17 protein-coding genes are annotated in these 20437 nt (G+C 36.4%); 7 read left to right on the top strand and 10 right to left on the bottom strand.

The window, feature by feature from the left end:
* Positions 1–24: 24 nt before the first annotated feature.
* Genes ACQ65V_RS14615 through tpx form a run of 4 tightly spaced genes read right to left on the bottom strand, consistent with a single transcriptional unit; the run spans position 25 to position 4197 of the window.
* A complete protein-coding gene (locus ACQ65V_RS14615; protein ID WP_430468496.1) occupies positions 25–2445 on the bottom strand; it encodes a DNA translocase FtsK 4TM domain-containing protein in 2421 nt (806 codons plus the stop codon).
* Between the two features lie 30 nt (positions 2446–2475).
* Positions 2476–3282, bottom strand: coding sequence for a M15 family metallopeptidase (locus ACQ65V_RS14610; RefSeq protein WP_412560488.1), 807 nt, complete (start codon positions 3280–3282; stop codon positions 2476–2478).
* 43 nt (positions 3283–3325) lie between these two features.
* On the bottom strand, positions 3326–3691 hold the full coding sequence (locus tag ACQ65V_RS14605; RefSeq protein WP_412560489.1) for a diacylglycerol kinase family protein: 366 nt from the start codon (positions 3689–3691) through the stop codon (positions 3326–3328).
* A 5-nt stretch (positions 3692–3696) separates the two neighbouring features.
* On the bottom strand, positions 3697–4197 hold the full coding sequence (tpx, locus tag ACQ65V_RS14600) for a thiol peroxidase (protein WP_412560490.1): 501 nt from the start codon (positions 4195–4197) through the stop codon (positions 3697–3699).
* Positions 4198–4466: 269 nt separating this feature from the next.
* Between tpx and ACQ65V_RS14595 the strand changes: the two genes are divergently transcribed.
* A complete protein-coding gene (locus ACQ65V_RS14595) occupies positions 4467–5198 on the top strand; it encodes a hypothetical protein (RefSeq protein WP_412560491.1) in 732 nt (243 codons plus the stop codon).
* Between the two features lie 45 nt (positions 5199–5243).
* Here the strand turns inward: ACQ65V_RS14595 and pheT are convergent, their stop codons facing one another.
* A complete protein-coding gene (pheT, locus tag ACQ65V_RS14590; RefSeq protein WP_430468495.1) occupies positions 5244–7670 on the bottom strand; it encodes a phenylalanine--tRNA ligase subunit beta in 2427 nt (808 codons plus the stop codon).
* Positions 7671–7787: 117 nt separating this feature from the next.
* On the opposite strand from pheT, the gene ACQ65V_RS14585 reads away from it, so the two are divergent.
* Positions 7788–9029: a peroxiredoxin family protein gene (locus ACQ65V_RS14585; RefSeq protein ID WP_430468494.1), complete on the top strand. Its 1242-nt coding sequence runs from the start codon at positions 7788–7790 to the stop codon at positions 9027–9029.
* 5 nt (positions 9030–9034) lie between these two features.
* Here the strand turns inward: ACQ65V_RS14585 and ACQ65V_RS14580 are convergent, their stop codons facing one another.
* The 3 genes from ACQ65V_RS14580 to ACQ65V_RS14570 form a co-directional block, all read right to left on the bottom strand.
* Entirely contained in the window at positions 9035–10414 is a 1380-nt protein-coding gene (locus tag ACQ65V_RS14580; protein WP_430468493.1) for a hypothetical protein, read from the bottom strand.
* Between the two features lie 148 nt (positions 10415–10562).
* Complete coding sequence (locus ACQ65V_RS14575) at positions 10563–11267, bottom strand: hypothetical protein (protein WP_430468492.1); 705 nt, start codon at positions 11265–11267, stop codon at positions 10563–10565.
* 170 nt (positions 11268–11437) lie between these two features.
* Positions 11438–12832: a short-chain fatty acid transporter gene (locus tag ACQ65V_RS14570; protein WP_430468491.1), complete on the bottom strand. Its 1395-nt coding sequence runs from the start codon at positions 12830–12832 to the stop codon at positions 11438–11440.
* Positions 12833–12978: 146 nt separating this feature from the next.
* Here ACQ65V_RS14570 and ACQ65V_RS14565 point away from each other — a divergent pair, with 146 nt between their 5' ends.
* The 3 genes from ACQ65V_RS14565 (at position 12979) to ACQ65V_RS14555 (ending at position 14411) form a co-directional block, all read left to right on the top strand.
* The gene (locus ACQ65V_RS14565; RefSeq protein ID WP_155087881.1) at positions 12979–13131 is read left to right on the top strand and encodes a YqaE/Pmp3 family membrane protein; all 153 of its coding nucleotides are present in this window, start codon (positions 12979–12981) and stop codon (positions 13129–13131) included.
* Between the two features lie 2 nt (positions 13132–13133).
* The gene (locus ACQ65V_RS14560) at positions 13134–13775 is read left to right on the top strand and encodes an SDR family oxidoreductase (protein ID WP_430468490.1); all 642 of its coding nucleotides are present in this window, start codon (positions 13134–13136) and stop codon (positions 13773–13775) included.
* Between the two features lie 75 nt (positions 13776–13850).
* Positions 13851–14411 (top strand): type 1 glutamine amidotransferase domain-containing protein, encoded by a 561-nt coding sequence (locus tag ACQ65V_RS14555; protein WP_430468489.1) that lies wholly within the window; start codon positions 13851–13853, stop codon positions 14409–14411.
* 294 nt (positions 14412–14705) lie between these two features.
* Here ACQ65V_RS14555 and recG read toward each other — a convergent pair whose 3' ends face one another.
* Positions 14706–16808 (bottom strand): ATP-dependent DNA helicase RecG, encoded by a 2103-nt coding sequence (recG, locus tag ACQ65V_RS14550; protein ID WP_430468488.1) that lies wholly within the window; start codon positions 16806–16808, stop codon positions 14706–14708.
* A 117-nt stretch (positions 16809–16925) separates the two neighbouring features.
* On the opposite strand from recG, the gene ACQ65V_RS14545 reads away from it, so the two are divergent.
* Both ACQ65V_RS14545 and ACQ65V_RS14540 read left to right on the top strand, forming a co-directional pair.
* Positions 16926–18899 (top strand): M1 family metallopeptidase, encoded by a 1974-nt coding sequence (locus ACQ65V_RS14545; protein WP_430468487.1) that lies wholly within the window; start codon positions 16926–16928, stop codon positions 18897–18899.
* The gene (locus ACQ65V_RS14540; protein ID WP_430468486.1) at positions 18899–19783 is read left to right on the top strand and encodes a patatin-like phospholipase family protein; all 885 of its coding nucleotides are present in this window, start codon (positions 18899–18901) and stop codon (positions 19781–19783) included. The genes ACQ65V_RS14545 and ACQ65V_RS14540 overlap by 1 nt, the downstream gene beginning before the upstream one ends.
* 81 nt (positions 19784–19864) lie before the next feature.
* Here ACQ65V_RS14540 and ACQ65V_RS14535 read toward each other — a convergent pair whose 3' ends face one another.
* A complete protein-coding gene (locus ACQ65V_RS14535; RefSeq protein WP_155087875.1) occupies positions 19865–20383 on the bottom strand; it encodes a hypothetical protein in 519 nt (172 codons plus the stop codon).
* Between the last annotated feature and the right edge of the window lie 54 nt (positions 20384–20437).

The following is a 20437-nucleotide window of genomic DNA, read 5'->3' as shown; positions in this document are numbered from 1 at the left end:
CGATCTTTTTATATATAATTTTTATTATTTCTCGTTTTCTAATAATTGATCCAAAGCTACTAAATCTGCCACTAATACTTGTCTCGCCTTACTACCCTCAAAAGAACCTACAATGCCTGCAGCTTCTAATTGATCTATAATTCTACCAGCTCTATTGTAACCTAATTTCAATTTTCGTTGTAAAAGAGACGCTGACCCTTGTTGCGCTGTAACAATGATTTCAGCAGCTTCACGGAACAATTTATCTCTGTCCGAGATATCTATATCAAGATTTGTGCCACCTTCTTCGCCAACATATTCTGGCAGTAAATGTGCATCTGGATAAGCTTTCTGAGCACCAATAAATTCCGTGATTCTTTCAACTTCTGGAGTGTCAACAAAAGCACACTGAAGGCGAATTAAATCATTGCCCTGTGTATAAAGCATATCACCTCGACCAATTAACTGATCAGCACCAGAACCATCTAAAATGGTACGCGAATCTATTTTACTCGTTACTCTAAAGGCGATACGTGCTGGGAAGTTCGCTTTAATAATACCTGTGATTACATTCACAGAAGGACGTTGCGTAGCAATGATTAAGTGAATACCAATAGCACGAGCCAGTTGCGCTAATCTTGCAATTGGTGTTTCTACTTCTTTGCCAGCAGTCATAATTAAATCGGCAAACTCGTCAACCACCAAGACGATGTATGGTAAAAATGCATGACCATCATTAGGATTAAGTTTTCGGGCTTTAAACTTGGCATTGTATTCTGCAATGTTTCTACAAAATGCATTCTTAAGCATTTCGTAACGGTTATCCATCTCAATACAAAGCGAATTCAACGTATTAATAACCTTGGTGTTATCAGTAATAATAGCATCTTCACTATCTGGAAGTTTCGCCAAATAATGACGCTCAATTTTATTGAATAGTGTTAATTCCACTTTTTTAGGATCGACTAAAACAAACTTTACTTCCGCAGGATGCTTTTTGTATAATAATGAGGTCAGTACCGCATTTAATCCAACCGACTTTCCTTGTCCTGTAGCACCAGCCATTAACAAGTGAGGCATTTTAGCTAAATCAACAACAAAGGTTTCGTTACTGATGGTTTTACCAAAAGCAATAGGTAGTTGCATTTTAGATTGCTGAAATTTCTGTGATGCAATAACCGATCGCATAGAAACAATCGTAGAATTTTTATTAGGCACCTCAATACCTATTGTACCTTTTCCAGGAATTGGCGCAATAATTCTAATGCCCAATGCTGCTAGTGAAAGCGCAATATCATCTTCAAGATTTTTAATTTTTGAAATTCTAATACCAGCATCAGGGACAATTTCGTATAAGGTTACCGTTGGGCCAATAGTGGCTTTAATGCTGCTGATACCAATTTTATAATTACTTAAGGTTTCAACAATTCTGTTTTTGTTTTCCTCAAGTTCTTCCTGGTCTATTGAAATCCCTTCGTTGTCATATTTTTTCAATAAATCTAAAGGAGGAAATTGATAGTTGCTTAACTCCAAAGTAGGGTCAAACTGCCCAAAATCTTCCACAAGTTTGTCAGCAAGGTTATCGGTTTCAGAAACTTCTTCCTTAGATGTTTCCACCTCCATCTTTAATTCAGGTTCTTCTATAGTCTCTTCTTTTGGCTTTTCGTCAACTTCGATTTTTAAGTCTTCTGATTTGCTATCTGGCTTGGAATGGTTGCCTATGGTAGGGTTTTTATCTTCAAGAGGAATTTCAAAAGCTGATTTTATGGCTTCTGCCTCTTCGGTTAAACTATTATCAACAACCACACTCGACTCTTCTTGGTCCATGCCTGAAGCTGTATTATCTTTAAGATCCTTTTTAGCACGATTGAAAAGTCCAACAAATGTATCACCTGTTACTTTAAATCGAATTGCCAAATAAGCTATAAGCCCAAAGAGGAGTAAAAGTATGGTTCCTATTTTACCAATATAATCCTGAAAGAAATGATTCATTTCAAAACCTATAGTACCACCAAGTAAATCGTATTTATGCGTAAAAAATCCTAAGAAAATAGACAGCCAAATAACAATTAAAGTTCCCCAAATCCAATGCTTTCTAAGTTTGGCTTTTTTCAAGTTAAGGGTAACATAGACTCCAGAAAGAAAAATTAATCCTGAAAAAATAAATGAAGGGATACCAAAGCCTTTGGTGATAAAAAGTTCACTTACCCAAGCTCCTAATTGACTTGCCCAATTTTTATAGTCTTCTGAACGGTCTGGAAAGTTACTTAATGCACTCTGGTCTTCTTTTCCTGTGAATATAAAGGACAGGAAAGAAATAAAAAGTAAGACACCAATGATGATCAGTAAACTACCAAAAATGAGTTTTTGCTGATTGGATAATTTAAACGAAGGTTTTTTAAGTTTTGCCTTTGGCTTAGCCTTTGCTTTGGTGGTTCGTTTCTTTTTGGTTGTTCTTTTCGTCATGCTTACTTCCCATGAAAATGGGAATCTATTTTATTTATATTGTTTTGCTTTTTCTGAAATACCATTAACATACTCCTCAATGATTAAAAGCACTTCCGCAAGCTCAGCGCCTTCAAATCCTGAGATGTCTTCGGTATTTATATTAGCATTGTAAAATTCTAAATAGTTACTTGCTAATGGTAAATAGGACCAATGCCATTTTTCGAGATTATAACCCGTTCTGCCATTGCTTTTGTCGGTATATACTTGGTAAAACCCAAAGCTGTTGGCATTTGCGGTTAACCATTCATATGCCTTTAATCCTTTTCCGCTGTTAAAATACGAATTATTTAAACTATTTAAATCTATATCTGTTCCCCAATGATGCCTCGAAGAACTTGGCATGGAACTGTACTCTAAAATTTTTAAAGCGCGCTCTTTAGGCTCTAATTGTTTATACTTTCGCCATTTGCGTTCCCAAATCACTTTTTGTTCTTCAAAATTACGTGTTCCAGAAACTATTTTTAAGTTGACACCATCTCCATTTGCTGCTTCTACCATTTGTAAAAAAGCATCATAAGCTTCTTTTTTTAGGTAGATGTCTTTAGAAGCGTGTTGTGCATCAACTTTTATAAAGGTAGAATCACTTTTATAATCAAATTTACCAAGAACAAAATCTTTGTTAATGTTAAGATCTGACTTTATAATAGTTTCTACCTCTGGAATTTCTATAACTTCAGTTTGAGCACTTGTTTTATCTCTCGAATTACAACTTAAAAGCAGAATGATAATGGAAAATGTTACAACGATGGATTTCATTTTAAGGCTTAGAAGTGTTTCTGGTTTTGGCTGGTACAAAAATACAAATATGTAACGCTTGTAATGGTTGTTTTGGTATGTATTAAAACTTAGGAAAATAAATAATGCCCGCAATTATAACCGCTACAATGGAAGCGATAAACACCGCACCTGCGGATATATCTTTTATCAGTCCAATTTTAGGATGATGGTCTGGATGTACAAAATCCGCGATATATTCAATAGCCGTGTTAACGCCTTCAATGCTCATCACTAAGCCAATCATAGCGATTTGCACCATCCATTCCGTGGTTGAAATATTATAATAAAATCCGGCAATGGTCACAACAGCAGCAATAAAAACCTGAATTTTTATACTCGACTCGGTTTTAATAAGAATAAGCATGCCCTTAAAGGCAAAGCCAACACTTTTTAGGCGATTAATAAGAAAGGATTCCTTTTTTTGCATCAAACCTATGCTAAACTCTTAATCGCAGCTTCGTAGTTTGGTTCGTCAGCAATTTCAGAAACTTGCTCAGTGTGTAATACTGTTCCATCTGTATCTATAACCACAATACAACGCGATAGTAAAGTTTCAAACGCTCCTGTTGTAAATGTAAGACCGTAATCTTTTCCAAATTTTCCTGTTTTGTAATCCGAAAGGCTAACCACATTTTCAATGCCTTCAGCACCACAGAAGCGTGCCATGGCAAATGGCAAATCTTTAGAAATGCAAAGTACTTTGGTGTTATCCAATTGACTTGCCTTTTCATTAAAAGTTCTAATGGATTGTGCGCATGTACCAGTATCTACACTAGGAAATACATTCAATACTAGTCTAGAGCCTTCAAAATCTGAATATGATTGATCTGATAAGTCTGTGTCAGTTAATTTAAAATCTGGAGCTTTGCTACCAACTGTTGGTAGGTTGCCTATTGTTTCTACTGGAGTGCCTCCTAAGGTTACATTTGCCATAATTATTGTGTTTTAGACTGTAAATTTAAAGATTATAAATGTTTTCAAATGCTAAATAAATACAAATGTTTCCTGTAGATTTTCGCTTCATGGAGATTTGATTAACAATTTGGTGATGTTAAATTAACATTTAATCGAAATAATAGGTTTTTTACATAAGTTTTTTAAGCACTGTTATTTTTAATTCTACCTTCGACGATAAGAGCTATTAATTAAATCAATATCTATAGACAAGTATCCCTAATTGTCTATTACAATCTTTATTTTTTATGAAATTTGAATTACGAAAATCAAAGGTTTTACGTGCTTTATTAATTGTAGTGCTGTTTCTTTTATTGGGTAATCTTTTTGCTGTGTATTTAAGATTCAATACCGAAGGGATGGACAGTAAAGTTACAAGGCTAATGATAAAGCTATTCGACTTTAACCTTGAAGCCAATTTACCAACGTATTTTTCTTCTTTAACATTAATGTTTAATGGGTTTCTATTGGCGCTTATTGGATTTACGCATAAGAAGTTAGGTCAAAAATTCTGGCATTGGTTGGGCTTATCTGCCATATTTATCTTTTTGGCATTTGATGAAATGATACAGATCCATGAGCAACTTCGTGCTCCGATGGAGGCGTTGTTCAATACCTCTGGACTTTTATATTTTGCATGGTTTATTCCTTACTTAGCAGTTACCATATTAATATTCATCGCATACTTTAAATTTATGATGCGTTTGCCAAAACGCGTCTTAAAACTATTCATTATCGCAGGTGTTTTATACGTAGGTGGTGCCGTTGGTATGGAGATGTTGGGAGGTTGGCACGCGGAAATCCATACGGAATATACATTCACTTACGCTATGATGTATTCTTTTGAAGAGTTATTGGAAATGTCTGGTGCCGTTGTATTCCTCTATGCGTTGTTAGTGTATATCACAACAGCATTTAAGAATTTAAAAGTGAGATTTAAGCCAAAAAAGAATAAAAAGAAGAAAGCTGTAGAAGCCTAATATAAAGAAAGCCTTAACTGAAGAGTTAAGGCTTTTTTGTTGTTATTATCTTAATTCTGCACCAAGCTTACTCTCAAAGTTAGATTGCAACTTGTTCATAATCTTATCAATCTGCTTATCGGTAAGCGTTTTGTTTTCATCCTGAAGTGTAAAACTCACCGCATAACTTTTCTTGCCAGCAGGTAAATTTTTGCCTTCATACACATCAAACAAATTCACGTTTTTAAGCAATTGCTTTTCGGTTTGCTTGGCGATGGTGTGAATATCTTCAAAACTTATACTGTTATCTAGAAGTAAAGCGAAATCACGACGGACTTCAGGATATTTAGGGATAGCTGTGAACTTTATTTTGTTATGCTGAGCCATATCCAGAACGTTATCCCAATTAAAATCAGCAAACAATACGTTTTGTGAAATTCCGAAATGCTTCAATACTGATTTTTTGACCAGACCAAAATCAACAAGCTTCTTTTTACCGAGCGATAGGCTCATGCCTTCACTTAAAATATCAGACTTAGTTGGTGCCGATTTTATACGATTTAATCCCAGGCGTTGTAAAATCGCTTCAACCGTTCCTTTTAAATAAAAGAAATCACTTGGGCTCGCAACGGAATTCCAGCGTTCTTCAGTTTTATTTCCTGTGACAAATAAGGATAGATGCTTGTTTTCTTCTCGTTCTTCTGAATACTGATGATAGGTTTTACCAAATTCAAACAACTTTAAATCGTTGCGTTTTCTATTGATGTTATGAGACACAGCCTCTAAACCAGAAAACAATAAGGATTGACGCATCACTTCCAAATCGTTACTCAACGGATTCAACATATGTACGCTATGATCTGCATTTAAATCATCACTCAATTCCACATACTTAGGAGAGGTAAGTGAATTCGCCATAATCTCAAAAAAGCCTTGGGAAGCCAATTGATTCCCAATCACATTCTGAACTTTATAATCTTCAAAACGTGACGAGTTTGAAATAGAGGCATTCAGTTTTTCCGTAGTGCCAACATTGTTGTAACCATAAACACGAAGGATTTCCTCGATAATATCAGCTTCGCGCTGTACATCATTTCTGTAAGCAGGAACGGTTAATCCCAAACCAGCTTCAGTAACGTTATTGACTTTTATGTCTAAAGAGGTTAAAATGCTTTTTATAGTTTCTCTCGGAATTTCCTCTCCAATCAACTTCTTGGCATTATCAAAACTCAAGCGTACTTGAAAATCCTCAATTTTATTTGGGTAGGCATCCGAAATATCACTACTTATTTCGCCACCAGCAATATCTGTAATCATTAAAGCAGCACGCTTTAAGGCATACTCTGTAATGTTCGGGTCGATACCTCTTTCAAATCTAAAGGACGCATCAGTCTTCAGTGCATGACGTTTTGCTGTTTTTCTAACACTTACAGGATCAAAATAAGCACTCTCCAAGAAAATGTTGGTAGTACTTTCCGTAACACCAGAATCAATACCTCCAAAAACACCAGCAATACACATCGGTTTTTCGGCATCGCAAATCATAAGATCGTCTTCGTGCAATTCCCTCACCACTTCATCTAGAGTAGTGAATTTGGTACCTGCTTTACAGGTTTTTACTTCAATTTTATTTTTTGAAATCTTATGTGCGTCAAAGGCATGCAAGGGTTGCCCAAGTTCATGCAACACATAGTTAGTAATATCTACAATATTGTTGATAGGTGATAAGCCAATGGACTTTAAGCGATGCTGTATCCAATCGGGAGAGGGCTCAACTTTAACGCCAGAAATGGTAACACCACAATAACGCGGACATTTTTCTTTGTCTTTTACCTCTACATCGATTTTAAGCGATCTGGCATCAACATGAAAAGAACTTACCGAAGGTGTAATTAACTCCACGGCAATTTCTTGTTGTAATAGTCCTGCTTTTACATCGCGCGCCACACCATAATGACTCATGGCATCAGCACGGTTTGGGGTTAACCCGATTTCAAAAACATCGTCATTTTCAATATTAAAGATGTCTGCTGCAGCAGTGCCAACTTTAATTTTAGGATCCAATACCATAATACCATCGTGCGATTCGCCAAGACCCAATTCGTCTTCAGCGCAAATCATACCATGACTTTCCTCACCACGAATCTTACCTTTTTTAATCTTCCAGGCTTCACCTTCAGCAGTATGTAGAGTCGTTCCTATGGTGGCCACAGGGACTTTTTGCCCAGCTGCTACATTGGGTGCGCCACAAACAATTTGTAATGGTGCATCATCACCAATGTTTACGGTAGTGATTTTAAGTCGGTCTGCATTTGGGTGCTGTTCGCAGGTTAAGACTTCGCCAACAACGATACCTTCCAATCCGCCTTTTACGGATTCGTAGCGTTCAATACCTTCAATTTCCAAGCCGAGATCGGTGAGTAGTTCTCCCGTTTTCTCCGCGTCCCAATTTATCTTTATAAACTGTTTTAACCAGTTGTACGATATCTTCATAGTCTTAATTCAATGAAGCCACAAAGATAGCAATACTTGAATGTTAATGAAATTGTACTTTGTTTTTTTATCTAAGGACATTGTTATAATTTCGGACTTTATAGAAAACGCATTGTTATGAAAAAATTAATGGTATTGCTTTTGGTCGTTTTACTTTGGAATTGCGAAGAACAGAAAACACCAAAATATTTAGAAACAGGAACCTATAGAGCGGTGTTGGATGTTCAGGATAGTGAGGAATTGCCCTTTATTTTTGAAGTGGAATCCAAAGACAAATTGAAAATCTTTAATGCCGAAGAAACCATTGAAGTCGATGAAGTTGAATACAGAAACGATTCAGTTTTTATTAAAGCACCAGTGTTTGAAGGCTATATCGCTGCGACGTTTGAAGATAAAAACCTAAAAGGCAGTTTTATAAAGGAAAGTTTAGATCGTGTCGTACCATTTTCTGCAGAATATGATAATGACAATCGATTTGAAACCACTCAAGAACCATCTCAAGACGTCACAGGAACTTGGGAAACCGTTTTCAGTAAAGACATAGAAGATGATGAGTACATTGCCAAAGGCATCTTTAAACAAGATACTTCGACAGGCTCAGCACAAGGCGGCAAAGTCACAGGAACATTCAGAACCACAACAGGCGATTATCGTTTTCTCGAAGGTGTCATGGATGGCAACACCATGAAACTCTCAACTTTTGATGGTGCACATGCCTTTTTATTTACGGCTAAAGTCTCGGACTCTACTATGGAAGGCACCTTCTATTCTGGTAACCATTGGAAAGAACCGTTTGTGGCCAAACGTAATGACGATTTTGAATTGCCGAGTGCCAACGACTTAACCTTTTTAAAGGAAGGCTATGAGAGTTTGGATTTTTCATTCCCAGACGAAGATGGCAATATGGTGTCGTTGAGCGATGAGCGTTTTAATAATAAAGTAGTCATTGTACAGATTATGGGAACTTGGTGTCCTAACTGTTTGGATGAAAGTAAATACTACACCAAATACTATCAGGCCAATGCCGAACGTGGTTTGGAAATTGTAGCCTTGGCTTTTGAATATGCCAAAACAGAGGACAAAGCCTTTGCTAGCATCAAGCGTTTACGAGACAAGTTGGACATTGCCTATCCCATTTTGTTAGCACAATATGGCACTTCTGATAAGGCCAAAGCACAAGAAAAATTACCGATGCTCAACCATGTGCTGTCATACCCAACTTCAATTTTTATTGATAAAACAGGTAAGGTGCGTAAAATTCATACAGGATTTAACGGTCCTGCAACTGGTAAAAAGTATGAGGAATTTAAAACAGAGTTTAAAAGTTTTGTTGGTGGGTTGTTGGTGGAAAAAGATTAAAGTAGTTATGGGTTCTGCCATTTTAGCCATATTTCACTTAAATCAACACCAGTAGAATTAGATAATATAGTCTCGATTTCGTGGTATTCAAATGCGCGATCATTTTCTTTGGTCCAATTTAAAAGTCCAATTAGAGCATCCTTAAATGTCTTTTCGTTGTTAGTTGCTTTTTTAATTTCAACATCCATTTCATATGCCATCAATGCTCCTCTGGAGAATAAGTTTCTACCTATATTAAAATCCCCTGAATATTGACTAGACCCAAGTTGAGATAATTCTTTTAAAGATTTCTCTTTTATATAAATAGGTGCGTGCTCAATAATTTGCTTAAAAAAATCAATGGTCTTTGGTGAGTTGGTGACAATTGAAGAGACATACCAAATAAAGCCTTCATTCAGCCAAATGGTTTCTATTATTGGTGCCGAACCCCAATCAAAAGGACGATACCCTTTACCGTAAGACCTTAAAGGGATCCAGGAATGACCCATATGATGAACCATACTAAAAATATTGGCTTTTGGGTCGTATGTGGTTATGGCTGAAGCCATTGTTGCACTTGCCGTCATACTATTCATATGCTCCATTAAAAAACCGTAAGTATGTTCTTCGCTGTAGGGTTTTAAAAATTCATAGCACATGGTGTAATGTGGCATTGGTATATACCCAAAATAATTAGAAAGCCCTTGGAGGCTAAATAAACCTCTACGGCCAATTTCTTCTAGGTTAATTTCACCTTCTGCATAGGCTGCTACATAAAGTGGAATTTCTGCATCTTTTACTTTTAAAATCTTAACATCATTCCCAAAAAGATATTGAGCATCAGCTAATTCCGCATAATTTGAAACCAGAAGAGTGATTTCACTTTCCATGCTAGTTGATGGTTTTAGAGTGGTAAAAATAGGCCATTGCGCATCACTTTTCAAGGTCAAATGAATGGGTTTGTCCTCGTAACCTACGATGGTTGCAAAAACAGAATATCCCAATAGGCCCAAATAGTTTTCTCTAATTTTTGAACTAGCAAAACCACCTTTTAATTCAGCTTCCATTTTAGTGATGTTAACATCATATGAAACTTGGGTAATCTTTGCTTCCTTTCTAAAAAATATAATTGACCCACGACCTCTTTGCCCTTTTATTGTTGAGCCATTTGTGGTTACAGCTTCAATATTTTCAATAAAACTCGGATAATCCGTTATTTCATAAGTTCCGGGAGCACTACGCGGAATTAAAAGGTAATGATCTCTAGTGTTAATAGCATCTAACAGAATGGTTACGGTTACATTTTTTGTCTGCTTATTATGAAGTAGTGTATATTTTAAAATATCATTTTGGGCTTCTGAAATTAACCCTATAAAAGTGAATAAAAAGGATAGTAAACATTTCATGAAGCTGACGGTTTAGGCAATGGTTTCGTTACGGAATGATTCACACGGTTTATTCCGCTGTAACCATAAATTTAGCAAAAAGGTTTGAAATTCCGATTAGGAATTTGAGCTGTAATGAACTATAGCCGTTGTTACCTATAGTACTTTTTTATTTTCTCATTTCCGAAACTAATTGATTTGTTGCACTACGTACAAATTCAATTAACGTATCTTCTTCGACAGCTTCATATGGTTTAGTTTCCTCAAGTTCTCTTTTTGTTGGTCGACTTGCTGGTCTAAATTCACAACCATTCACACAAGGGACATAATTAAATTTATAAATTCCAGCAAATTCATTTGTGTTAATCATTATTACCTTGAATTCAATTGTCGCACCATAATAGTTTCTATTTTCCAAAATAGAAGAAGTTTTCTCTTCTCCATTATTGTCATAGTATTTGTTTGTTTGATAAACAATACTTCTGTCCAAATTAGTTAATTCAATAATTAAGTCAGTATCTGATTTTTCTTTAAGATTAACATAATTATTGTTATTGTCGGTGTTTGTTATGATTTTTTCAAATAATTGTCGGTCTCGAACGATAAATCCACTTTTTAGAAATTCACTTTCAATTGTATTGTATAGGTAATTATTTTGTTCTTTTTCTGTTACATTATCAGTATTCAATCTTGAGCTTGTCCGCAATACAATTTTTGGATTTGGATTATTTGCTAAATATTGTTTAAGAGATGGTGTGGTCGTAATTTCATCATTTTTTGGACTGAACTTTACCGTTCTCATTGTTGATAATGGTGTTCCGCAGGCAAATGTCAAAAGTGAAATTCCAAGTGCGATTAGTAATGTTTTTTTCATATTTAATTTTTCAATTTGCGTTTTTTTGTATTGTAGGCAACTCGTATATAACTCTGTATATACGTTTCTATTACCGAATATAAGAATTATTTCAAAACCCTTGGAGATTAAGCCCTAATTCAAAATTGCCTATAATATTTGGTATAACATTTTTACTGATTTAGTATGGTTTACAGCGGCACATAACTCACCATCAAACTCTGTATCACAAACAACACCACAAAAGGAATAAACAAATACCCAATCACATCTCTGGCCTGTATTTTTATGCCTTTGCCCATTACAGGGAAAACAATCAGCAAAAAGAAGGGTTGTAACAAATTGCTCAGACTTTCACCATAAGCCACAGACATGGAGGCTCTGGCAATCATGGCTGTTACTTCGGTAGGCGAGAGGTTAGCGCCAAGTTCTTGTACCATGTTAATAATACTTGGGCCAATCACGGCAAACTCACCACCTGCTGAGGGAATCGCAAAATTAATCACGCCACCTGTCAGATAGGATATAAACGCATAGGATTCTGGCGTAGCTATAGAAACCAAAACATTAGAGATTTTTTCGCCCAAACCAGAGGCCATCATAATACCCATTATACCTGCATAAAATGGATATTGAAACAAGATGCCAGAGATATTGGAGCTGGCGCGTTTCATGGCAATGCTGTAGCGCATCGGTGTCATATGTAAAAGCATGCCAACAATCAAGAATATAAAAATCATGATGTTAAAGTTGAGGTCAAAACCCTTGGTCGCAAAATGATAGACAATATAAATCACTCCCAAAAGTGCCACGCTAATCTGTAACCAACCAGCATTGTTAAGTGCGTCAGAAACCGCTTTAAATGGTAATTTATAAGATAAGGCTTCCGCTTTTACTGAACTTTCTTTATCATCCAAAGACGTTTGCAAGTCCTTGAGTTCTTTGCCTTCAAAGGATTTTGGAATTAATAGCCAAATCAAAATGGGAGCGACGACCACAAATAACACAATCATGGCAAGGTTGAGACTTGAGCCTAAACTATAACCCGTTGAAATGGTATCGTTAAGGACTCCGCTTTCAATTAAAAAATTATTTTCCGTATTCAGCAACAGCGCAATAGAACTCGACAATCCACAAACCCAGCCATTAAAAGAAAAATATACACAAGCCACTAAAAAAGGGTAGTGGATGCCCTTAATACGCAAAGCTAATTCACGTCCTAAAATAGCAGTGACGACCACCATACCAAAACTAATTAACGACAGTAGCGAGCCAAGCGCAATAATGATAAGATAGACTTGAGTTGGTGTATTAATCCATTTAGACAATTGGTCAATGCCTTTTTTTACTAAAGGTGATTGTGCAATACAATAGGCTGTTATAATAATTAAAACAATTTGCATCCCAAAGGACAGTAAGTCCCAGAAGCCGTTGTACCAACCTTCTAGAACTTGTATGGGCTTACTCTCTGTAAATAGTAAAGCAAAAATACCAGTCAATAAAGTTAAGATCAGCGCAAAAACATAAGCGCTGGGCATGTACTTGGTAAAGCCGTCGGTAAATTTTTGGCCGAGTTTGATGAGCATAGTGACGTTGGTTATTGGACTAAAATAAAATTTTGTTATGACGTAGCAAACACATCGATTAATTAATATGAGTTAAGATTTAATCCTTTATGATTAAGCGATGCTTTAGTTGTCAGTTATATTTGGAATGAACCAAAATAAAAACAATGTCATTATTAACAATTATCCTAAATATATTATTACCACCATTAGCCGTATTTCTTAAGCATGGTTTAGGAACCACATTTTTAATCAGCGTGCTACTCACCTTATTGGCTTGGTTGCCAGGTGTGATTCATGCATTTATAGTTAACGGATAATTATGGAGAACGTATTAGTAGCAGGTGCCAATGGTACTACAGGAAAACAAGTCGTTAAACTTTTAAAGTCCTCTCAATATTTCAATCCCATCGCTATGGTGAGAAAGAAAGACCAGCAGGAGCAATTTAAGAAAGACGGAGTGGATACTGTTCTGGCGGATTTAACCGAGAATTTAACGCATGCCGTCAACAACGTCGATAAAGTTGTATTTGCAGCAGGCTCTGGAGGAAAAAACGTCGTTGAAGTAGATCAAGAAGGTGCTAAGCGCTTAATGGCAGTTTCAAAAATGGCGAACGTCAACCGATTTGTGATGTTGAGTTCTATGGGAGCCGACAATCCTGAAGCGGCTGAAGATTTAAAGGATTACCTTAAAGCTAAACAAAATGCCGATGAGCATTTAAGGGACAGTGGTCTAAAATATACCATCGTACGACCAGGAACTTTAAATAATTCCAACGGAAAGGGAAAAATTGAACTGAAAGAAAAATTAAATAAAGACGGTGAAATCAGTAGGGCAGATGTAGCTCAAACTTTAGTTAAAGCCTTACATGATGATGCTCCCTATAATGTGACTTTCGAAATTCTAGAAGGTGATACAGGTATTGGTGATGCCATGAATAATCTAAATGCAAATGTCAACTAGGTTTGCCCTATATGTGAATGTTGAATGACAAATGAAGACCTAAAACGAATAACGAATTTAAAAACAGAAAACAAAATGGAAAATTTAAATAAAAAAACAGTTGCCATATTAGCAACAAACGGATTTGAAGAAAGTGAATTAAGAGAACCAAAAAAAGCCTTGGAAGAAGCGGGAGCCGATGTACATATTGTATCATTGGAGTCTGGGGAAATCAAAGGTTGGAACGACGGCAATTGGAGCAACTCATATAAAGTCGATAAAACTTTAAGTGAAGTGAACCAAAAAGATTACAATGCTTTGGTGTTGCCAGGCGGACAGATTAATCCAGATGTATTGCGTAAAGATAAAAACGCAGTAGCTTTTGTAAGATCATTCTTTGAAGCGCATAAACCTGTTGCGGCTATTTGCCACGCACCTTGGTTATTGGTTGAAGCTGGAGTCATAGAAGGAAGAAAAGTAACCTCTTATGATTCTATAAAAACAGACTTAATTAACGCAGGTGCCAATTGGGTTGATGAAGAAGTTGTTGTCGATGAAGGATTGGTAACCAGTAGAAATCCTGATGATTTACCAGCATTCAATGCTAAATTGGTAGAAGAAGTCTACGAAGGTAAACACGAAGAACAAACCGCGTAATTACGCATGATTAATAGCTTTAAAAAGGTGCTTTCTAGCACCTTTTTTTATGTCTTAACAATACGTTAATTAACAAAATATCAGTACGCTTTAACAACTCTCTAACAAGCTCGCTTTTATTATGGGAGTAATTTGTGGTGTACAAAATTTGTATTTCATCAATAAAAACATGTACAGTTATGTTTTAAAGGTCTGGTCGTTGTTGGTGCCAGGCCTTTTTTTCTTGTCCTAAACTCGTTTAAGATTATTTTGTGTCATCCTGAACTCGTTTCAGGATCTAGCTTAAGATTGGAACTAACTAATATAATTCCAAATATTACGATACTTGCTCATTTGCCTATACGTATTCAAAATCACCTTATGTTCTGGCAACGCAAAACTTGGATCTAACTTTAAAACCGTTTTAGCATAATATCGAGCCTGCTCTAAAATGTCCTTGTCTTTTACTATATCTGCAATCCGAAGATTTAAAACACCACTTTGTTGTGTGCCCATTATATCGCCAGGACCACGCAATTTTAAATCCACTTCGGCAATTTCAAAACCGTCACTACTGCGTACCATGGTTTCTAATCGTGTTTTACTATCCTGACTCAGTTTATGGCTGGTCATTAAAATACAATAACTTTGTTCTGCACCACGACCTACACGACCACGCAATTGGTGCAGCTGCGACAAACCGAAACGTTCGGCACTTTCAATCACCATTACCGAAGCATTAGGAACATTTACGCCAACCTCTATAACCGTTGTGGCAACCATAATGTTGGTTTTACCATCAGCAAAGCGTTGCATCTCATAATCCTTATCAGCCGCTTTCATTTTTCCATGTACAATGGAAATTTGATAATCTGGCATCGGAAATTCGCGCGAAATACTTTCATAGCCATCCATCAGATCTTTATAATCCAATGCCTCACTTTCTTGAATTAATGGATAGACCACATAAATCTGTCTGCCTTTGGCGATTTCATCCTTCATGAATTTAAAAACCTTCAGTCGATTGTTGTCATAACGATGAACGGTTTTTATTGGTTTTCTACCTGCAGGTAATTCGTCAATTACCGAGATGTCCAAATCGCCATAAACTGACATGGCCAAAGTTCTTGGAATTGGAGTTGCGGTCATCACAAGAACATTCGGAGGCAATTCATTTTTGTGCCACAATTTTGATCTTTGCTTAACTCCAAATCGATGTTGTTCGTCGATAATGGCGAGGCCTAAATTCTTGAATTTTACCTTATCTTCGAGTAGGGCATGAGTGCCAACTAGGATCTGTAAATTGCCATTTTCGAGATTTTCGTGGATTTCTCGTCGTTCTGAAGTTTTACTTGAACCAGTTAATAATGAAATACTGATATTCAATTTATTACACCACTCTTGTAAACCGTTGTAGTGCTGGACTGACAAAATTTCAGTTGGCGCCATTAGACAACATTGAAAACCGTTGTCAAGTCCCATGAGCATTGACATAAATGCAACTATGGTTTTTCCGGAACCTACGTCTCCCTGTAAAAGTCGGTTCATTTGTGCATTGCTGCCTAAATCAGATCGAATTTCTTTCAAAACACGTTTCTGTGCATTGGTCAGTTCGAAGGGTAAATGGTCATTGTAAAAGGTGTTGAAGTAATCTCCGACTTTGTCAAAAATCAGACCTTTAATTTTGGATTTATGGATGAGATTTTTCAGAATTAATTGCAGTTGAATGTAAAATAATTCTTCAAATTTCAATCGAAATTGTGCTCTCGAAAGTAGCTCTGGAGACTTCGGAAAATGCACATTAAAAAGTGCGTCGGATTTTGATAATAATTTCATTTCGCCTCTAATGGAATCGGATAAGGTTTCCGCAAATTTGCCCTTCGTTTCCAAAAACAATTGTTGCATAATTTTTGAAACGACTCTGTTGCTAATGCCTTTATTGGATAATTTTTCGGCCGAAGGATAAATAGCCTGCATGGCTGACCGTAGATTGCTTTCGTGTTCGGATTGCAATTCAATCTCAGGATGCGGCATGCTATATTTACCACTAAACCAGTTTGTTTTTCCGAAAATCACATAGGGTTGACCAACTTTTAAGCTTTCCCTAATCCATTTTTGTCCGCGAAACCAAACGAGTTCCATGGTTCCGGTATCGTCCCTGAAATCCGCTACCAAACGCTTGCCTCGTTTCTGTGCCACTTCTCTAAACCCAGTAATAGTACCAATAACCTGAACTTCGGCATTGTTGCGCTGCAACTGGTTAATTTTATAATATTTAGTGCGATCAATATACCGATTAGGAAAAAGATTGATAAGATCTTGATAGGTGTGAATACCCAACTCTGAGCGCAATAAATCTGCTCGGTTTGGGCCAACGCCTTTGAGGTAATCGATAGGTGTTTGGAGGTTCACACTCATAATTGCGAATTTAATTAATTCCTGCGAAGGCAGGAATCTCTCTAAATAAAGAATTTGGTTTTTGTAATTTGGGATTTGAATTGCTTATTTTGGTCTTATTCTTGCTTACATCTAAATATGAAAAGATTTTTTGTTGTTTTATTGTTTTTCTCAATGCTTGTATCCTTTGCCCAACAAACCGATAGCGTTGACTTTAAAAGGGTTGAAGCCTTAATTGTATTTAACCAGTTAGCTGTAGATAGTACAACCTATAATGCTTATGAAGTCGATTTTAAAATCCTTAAACAGACGGATTCGATTTATTTAGATGCCGTTAATATGGAATTTAAGCATGTAGCGCTAAATAATACTGCAACTGATTTTAAGAATGATGGCAAAAAGCTTATTGTTTACAATGATTTTATAGCAAATGAAACTTATAAACTGAGCTTTATTTTCAATAATGCACCAAAAAAGGCGATGTACTTTTTAGGTTGGGAAAATGAGGGTAGAAACCAAATCTGGACTCAAGGCCAAGGTAAATACACCAGTAACTGGTTGCCAAGTATAGATGATACTAATGATAAAATAGAATTCGATTTAAAATTTGTTGCACCTAAGCAATACGAGGTGATTTCTAATGGTAAGTTAAAGTCTAAATCCGATAATCTTGGTAATATTCTTTGGGAATATGACATGAAAGACCAAATATCTAGTTACTTAGTTGCCGTTGCATTAGGCAAATACAACAAAATAACTGAAACTTCAAAAAGCGGTATTCCCTTAGAATATTACTACTATCCAGAAGATTCGCTTAAAGTAGAGCCAACCTATCGTTACTCTAAGCAGATGTTTGATTTCTTGGAAGAGGAAATCGACTTTGCCTATCCTTGGCAGAACTATAAACAAGTGCCAGTGCACGATTTTCTCTATGCTGGTATGGAAAACACGAGTTGTACAATTTTCTCTGATGCTTTTGTGGTGGATTCTATTGGGTTTAACGACAGAAACTATATTAATGTTAATGCACACGAGCTTGCGCACCAATGGTTTGGGAATTTGGTAACCGCAACGTCTGGTGAGCACCATTGGCTGCAAGAAGGTTTTGCCACCTATTATGCCTTGTTGGCGGAACGCGATATTTTTGATGATAACCATTTTTACTTCCAACTCTTAAATTCTGCCATAGATTTGGGTCAACAAGATATTGCTGGTAGTGGGACTTCGCTTTTAAATCCTAAATCGAGCAGTCTCACCTTTTATCAGCGTGGTGCTTGGGTCTTGCATGCCTTAAGAAGTAAAGTAGGTGATGAGGTGTTTAGGCAAGCGGTAAAAAACTATCTGGAAAAACATCAATTTGACAATGTAAAAACTTCAGATTTCATTTCTGAAGTTGAGCGTTTGTATGGTAAATCGCTATCAGGTTTTGTGAATCAGTGGATCAAACAAAAAGACTTTCCTGTGGATGCAGCTTTTGATCTTTTAAAAAATCAATCTACTTATATCAATGAATATTTAATGGTAGATTGTCAGACGAAATCTTCGAAGTGTGCTGAGTATCTTAAATATTATATTTCAGATGAAGCTAAGGTGAAAATCATTTCCCAGGCACCAGAACTGGTGACCTCAGATACGTTTAAGCATGGTTTAAAGGTGCGTCAGGCGATTTCAAAATACGTGACTCAGATTCCAAAGGAATTAAAGGAAGATTATGAAACATTGCTCGGTGATAAATCCTATATCACCATAGAAAATGCACTCTACAACCTTTGGACTAATTTCCCTGAAGAACGTGCTAAATATCTGTCTAAGACAAGAAATATTGACGGCTTTAGCGATAAGAATGTTAGACTATTATGGTTGGTTCTAAATCTAAACACACCGTTTTACCAAGCAGATAATAAGCAGGGGATTTATGAAGAATTGGTCAGCTATACGGACGAGAAACACAATGCTGATTTACGAATCAATGCTTTTCAGTATTTGGATTTGATAAAATCGTGCAATGACAAATGCCTTTCAAATTTAGAGCAAGCAAAATCACATCATAATTGGAGATTGGTTAAGTTTGCAAAACAAATGTCTGAACAACTTCAACAAAATAAAAATTAATGCGAGCACTAGTTATATCTGGAGGCGGAAGTAAGGGCTCTTTCGCTGGTGGAGTAGCGCAGTTTCTTATGGAGCGCGAAAAGCGTGAATACGATATGTTTTTAGGAACATCTACAGGAAGCTTGCTCGTTCCGCATTTGGCAGTCAATGATATATCTAAACTCTATGATATTTTCACAAATGTTCGGCAACAAGATATCTTTAGTGTGAGTCCTTTTGTGCAGCGCAAAAAAGGAGATAGAGAGTTTGTGTCTATTGATTTTGTGAATTCCATGTGGCAATTCATTAGAATGAAACGGACTTTTGGTGAGAGTAAAGCATTGCGACGAAATATTAGGGCAAACTTTACCAGGGAAGAGTATGAAAAGATAAAAGCAACAAAGCACGATGTGGTCGTTACGGTCTCTAATCTTTCCATGAATAGGGTAGAGTATAAGTCCATCCAAGACTGTACTTACGAGGAATTTTGTAACTGGATTTGGATTTCGTGCAACTATATCCCTTTTATGTCTTTGGCCAAAGTGGATGGTTATGAATATGCAGACGGAGGATTAGGTTGTGTAATACCGATTAGGGAAGCTATCCAGAGAGGAGCTACTGAAGTTGATGCCGTGGTATTGGAAGCTGAAAACATGGGAAAGCAACGCGTATTGGGTAAAAATCCGTTTTCATTAATGATGAATTTATTCGGGCACCTGCTCGATCAGGTAGAGCGCAATGACATTCTTATTGGAAAGTTGGCGGCAAAGAATAAAAATGTAAAACTTAATTTATACTACACGCCCACAAGCTTAACGGAAAACTCGTTAATCTTTAGTAAGCGACTGATGGAAAAATGGTGGCAACAAGGTTATGATTATGCCGAGAAACGACATGGTAAGTGATCTGAATTATTGTGTTAGCTTTTAATTGCTTCGTCAATTGGTTTATTTGTGTATTTGTTTGATAACCTTCCTAACATCTAACTACCACAACTCTCCAACTTCCTCTTTAATAAATGAAAGTGCTGCTTTACTAGGTGAAGATTTGTCCATAAGTTCGGTTAAAATAACTTCACGCAACTTGTTTGCTGTATCTGTTTTATCGTTCATTGTTGACTTTCTAATCAACTGAATAGTGGCATTTTTTGCAGCTATGATAATGTTCCAGCATTGGTCACTTACATAGATTTGTTGGGATAAATTGTGTTCAAATTCTTGTTCAATGGTTGCTATAAGTAAGTTTTCATAATCCTCTTTATTTGAAGATGTTGGATTAACTCTAGTCAGTAATTTTGAAGGTGCAATACGCTCTAAGAAAAGTGACATGCGTTCATAAGCCTGAAGTCGAATCGGAAAGGCTTCTTTCTGCAAATCTTTAGTGATTAAAAAGTTACGACGATTGTTTTCATTCTCTGTATGTTCTTTAAAAAACATATAAGCAATGGCTCCCGTTACCAAAGCAGGAATAGTGTACATTAAAAGGTCTATAAGTTGTTGTTCCATTGTATAATTTCGTTTATTCGTTTATTCGTTTATTCGTTTATTCGTTTATTCGTT

This window comes from Winogradskyella ouciana (assembly GCF_965284585.1).
Taxonomy (GTDB): domain Bacteria; phylum Bacteroidota; class Bacteroidia; order Flavobacteriales; family Flavobacteriaceae; genus Winogradskyella; species Winogradskyella ouciana.
This window is presented reverse-complemented; position numbering and strand designations above follow the sequence as displayed.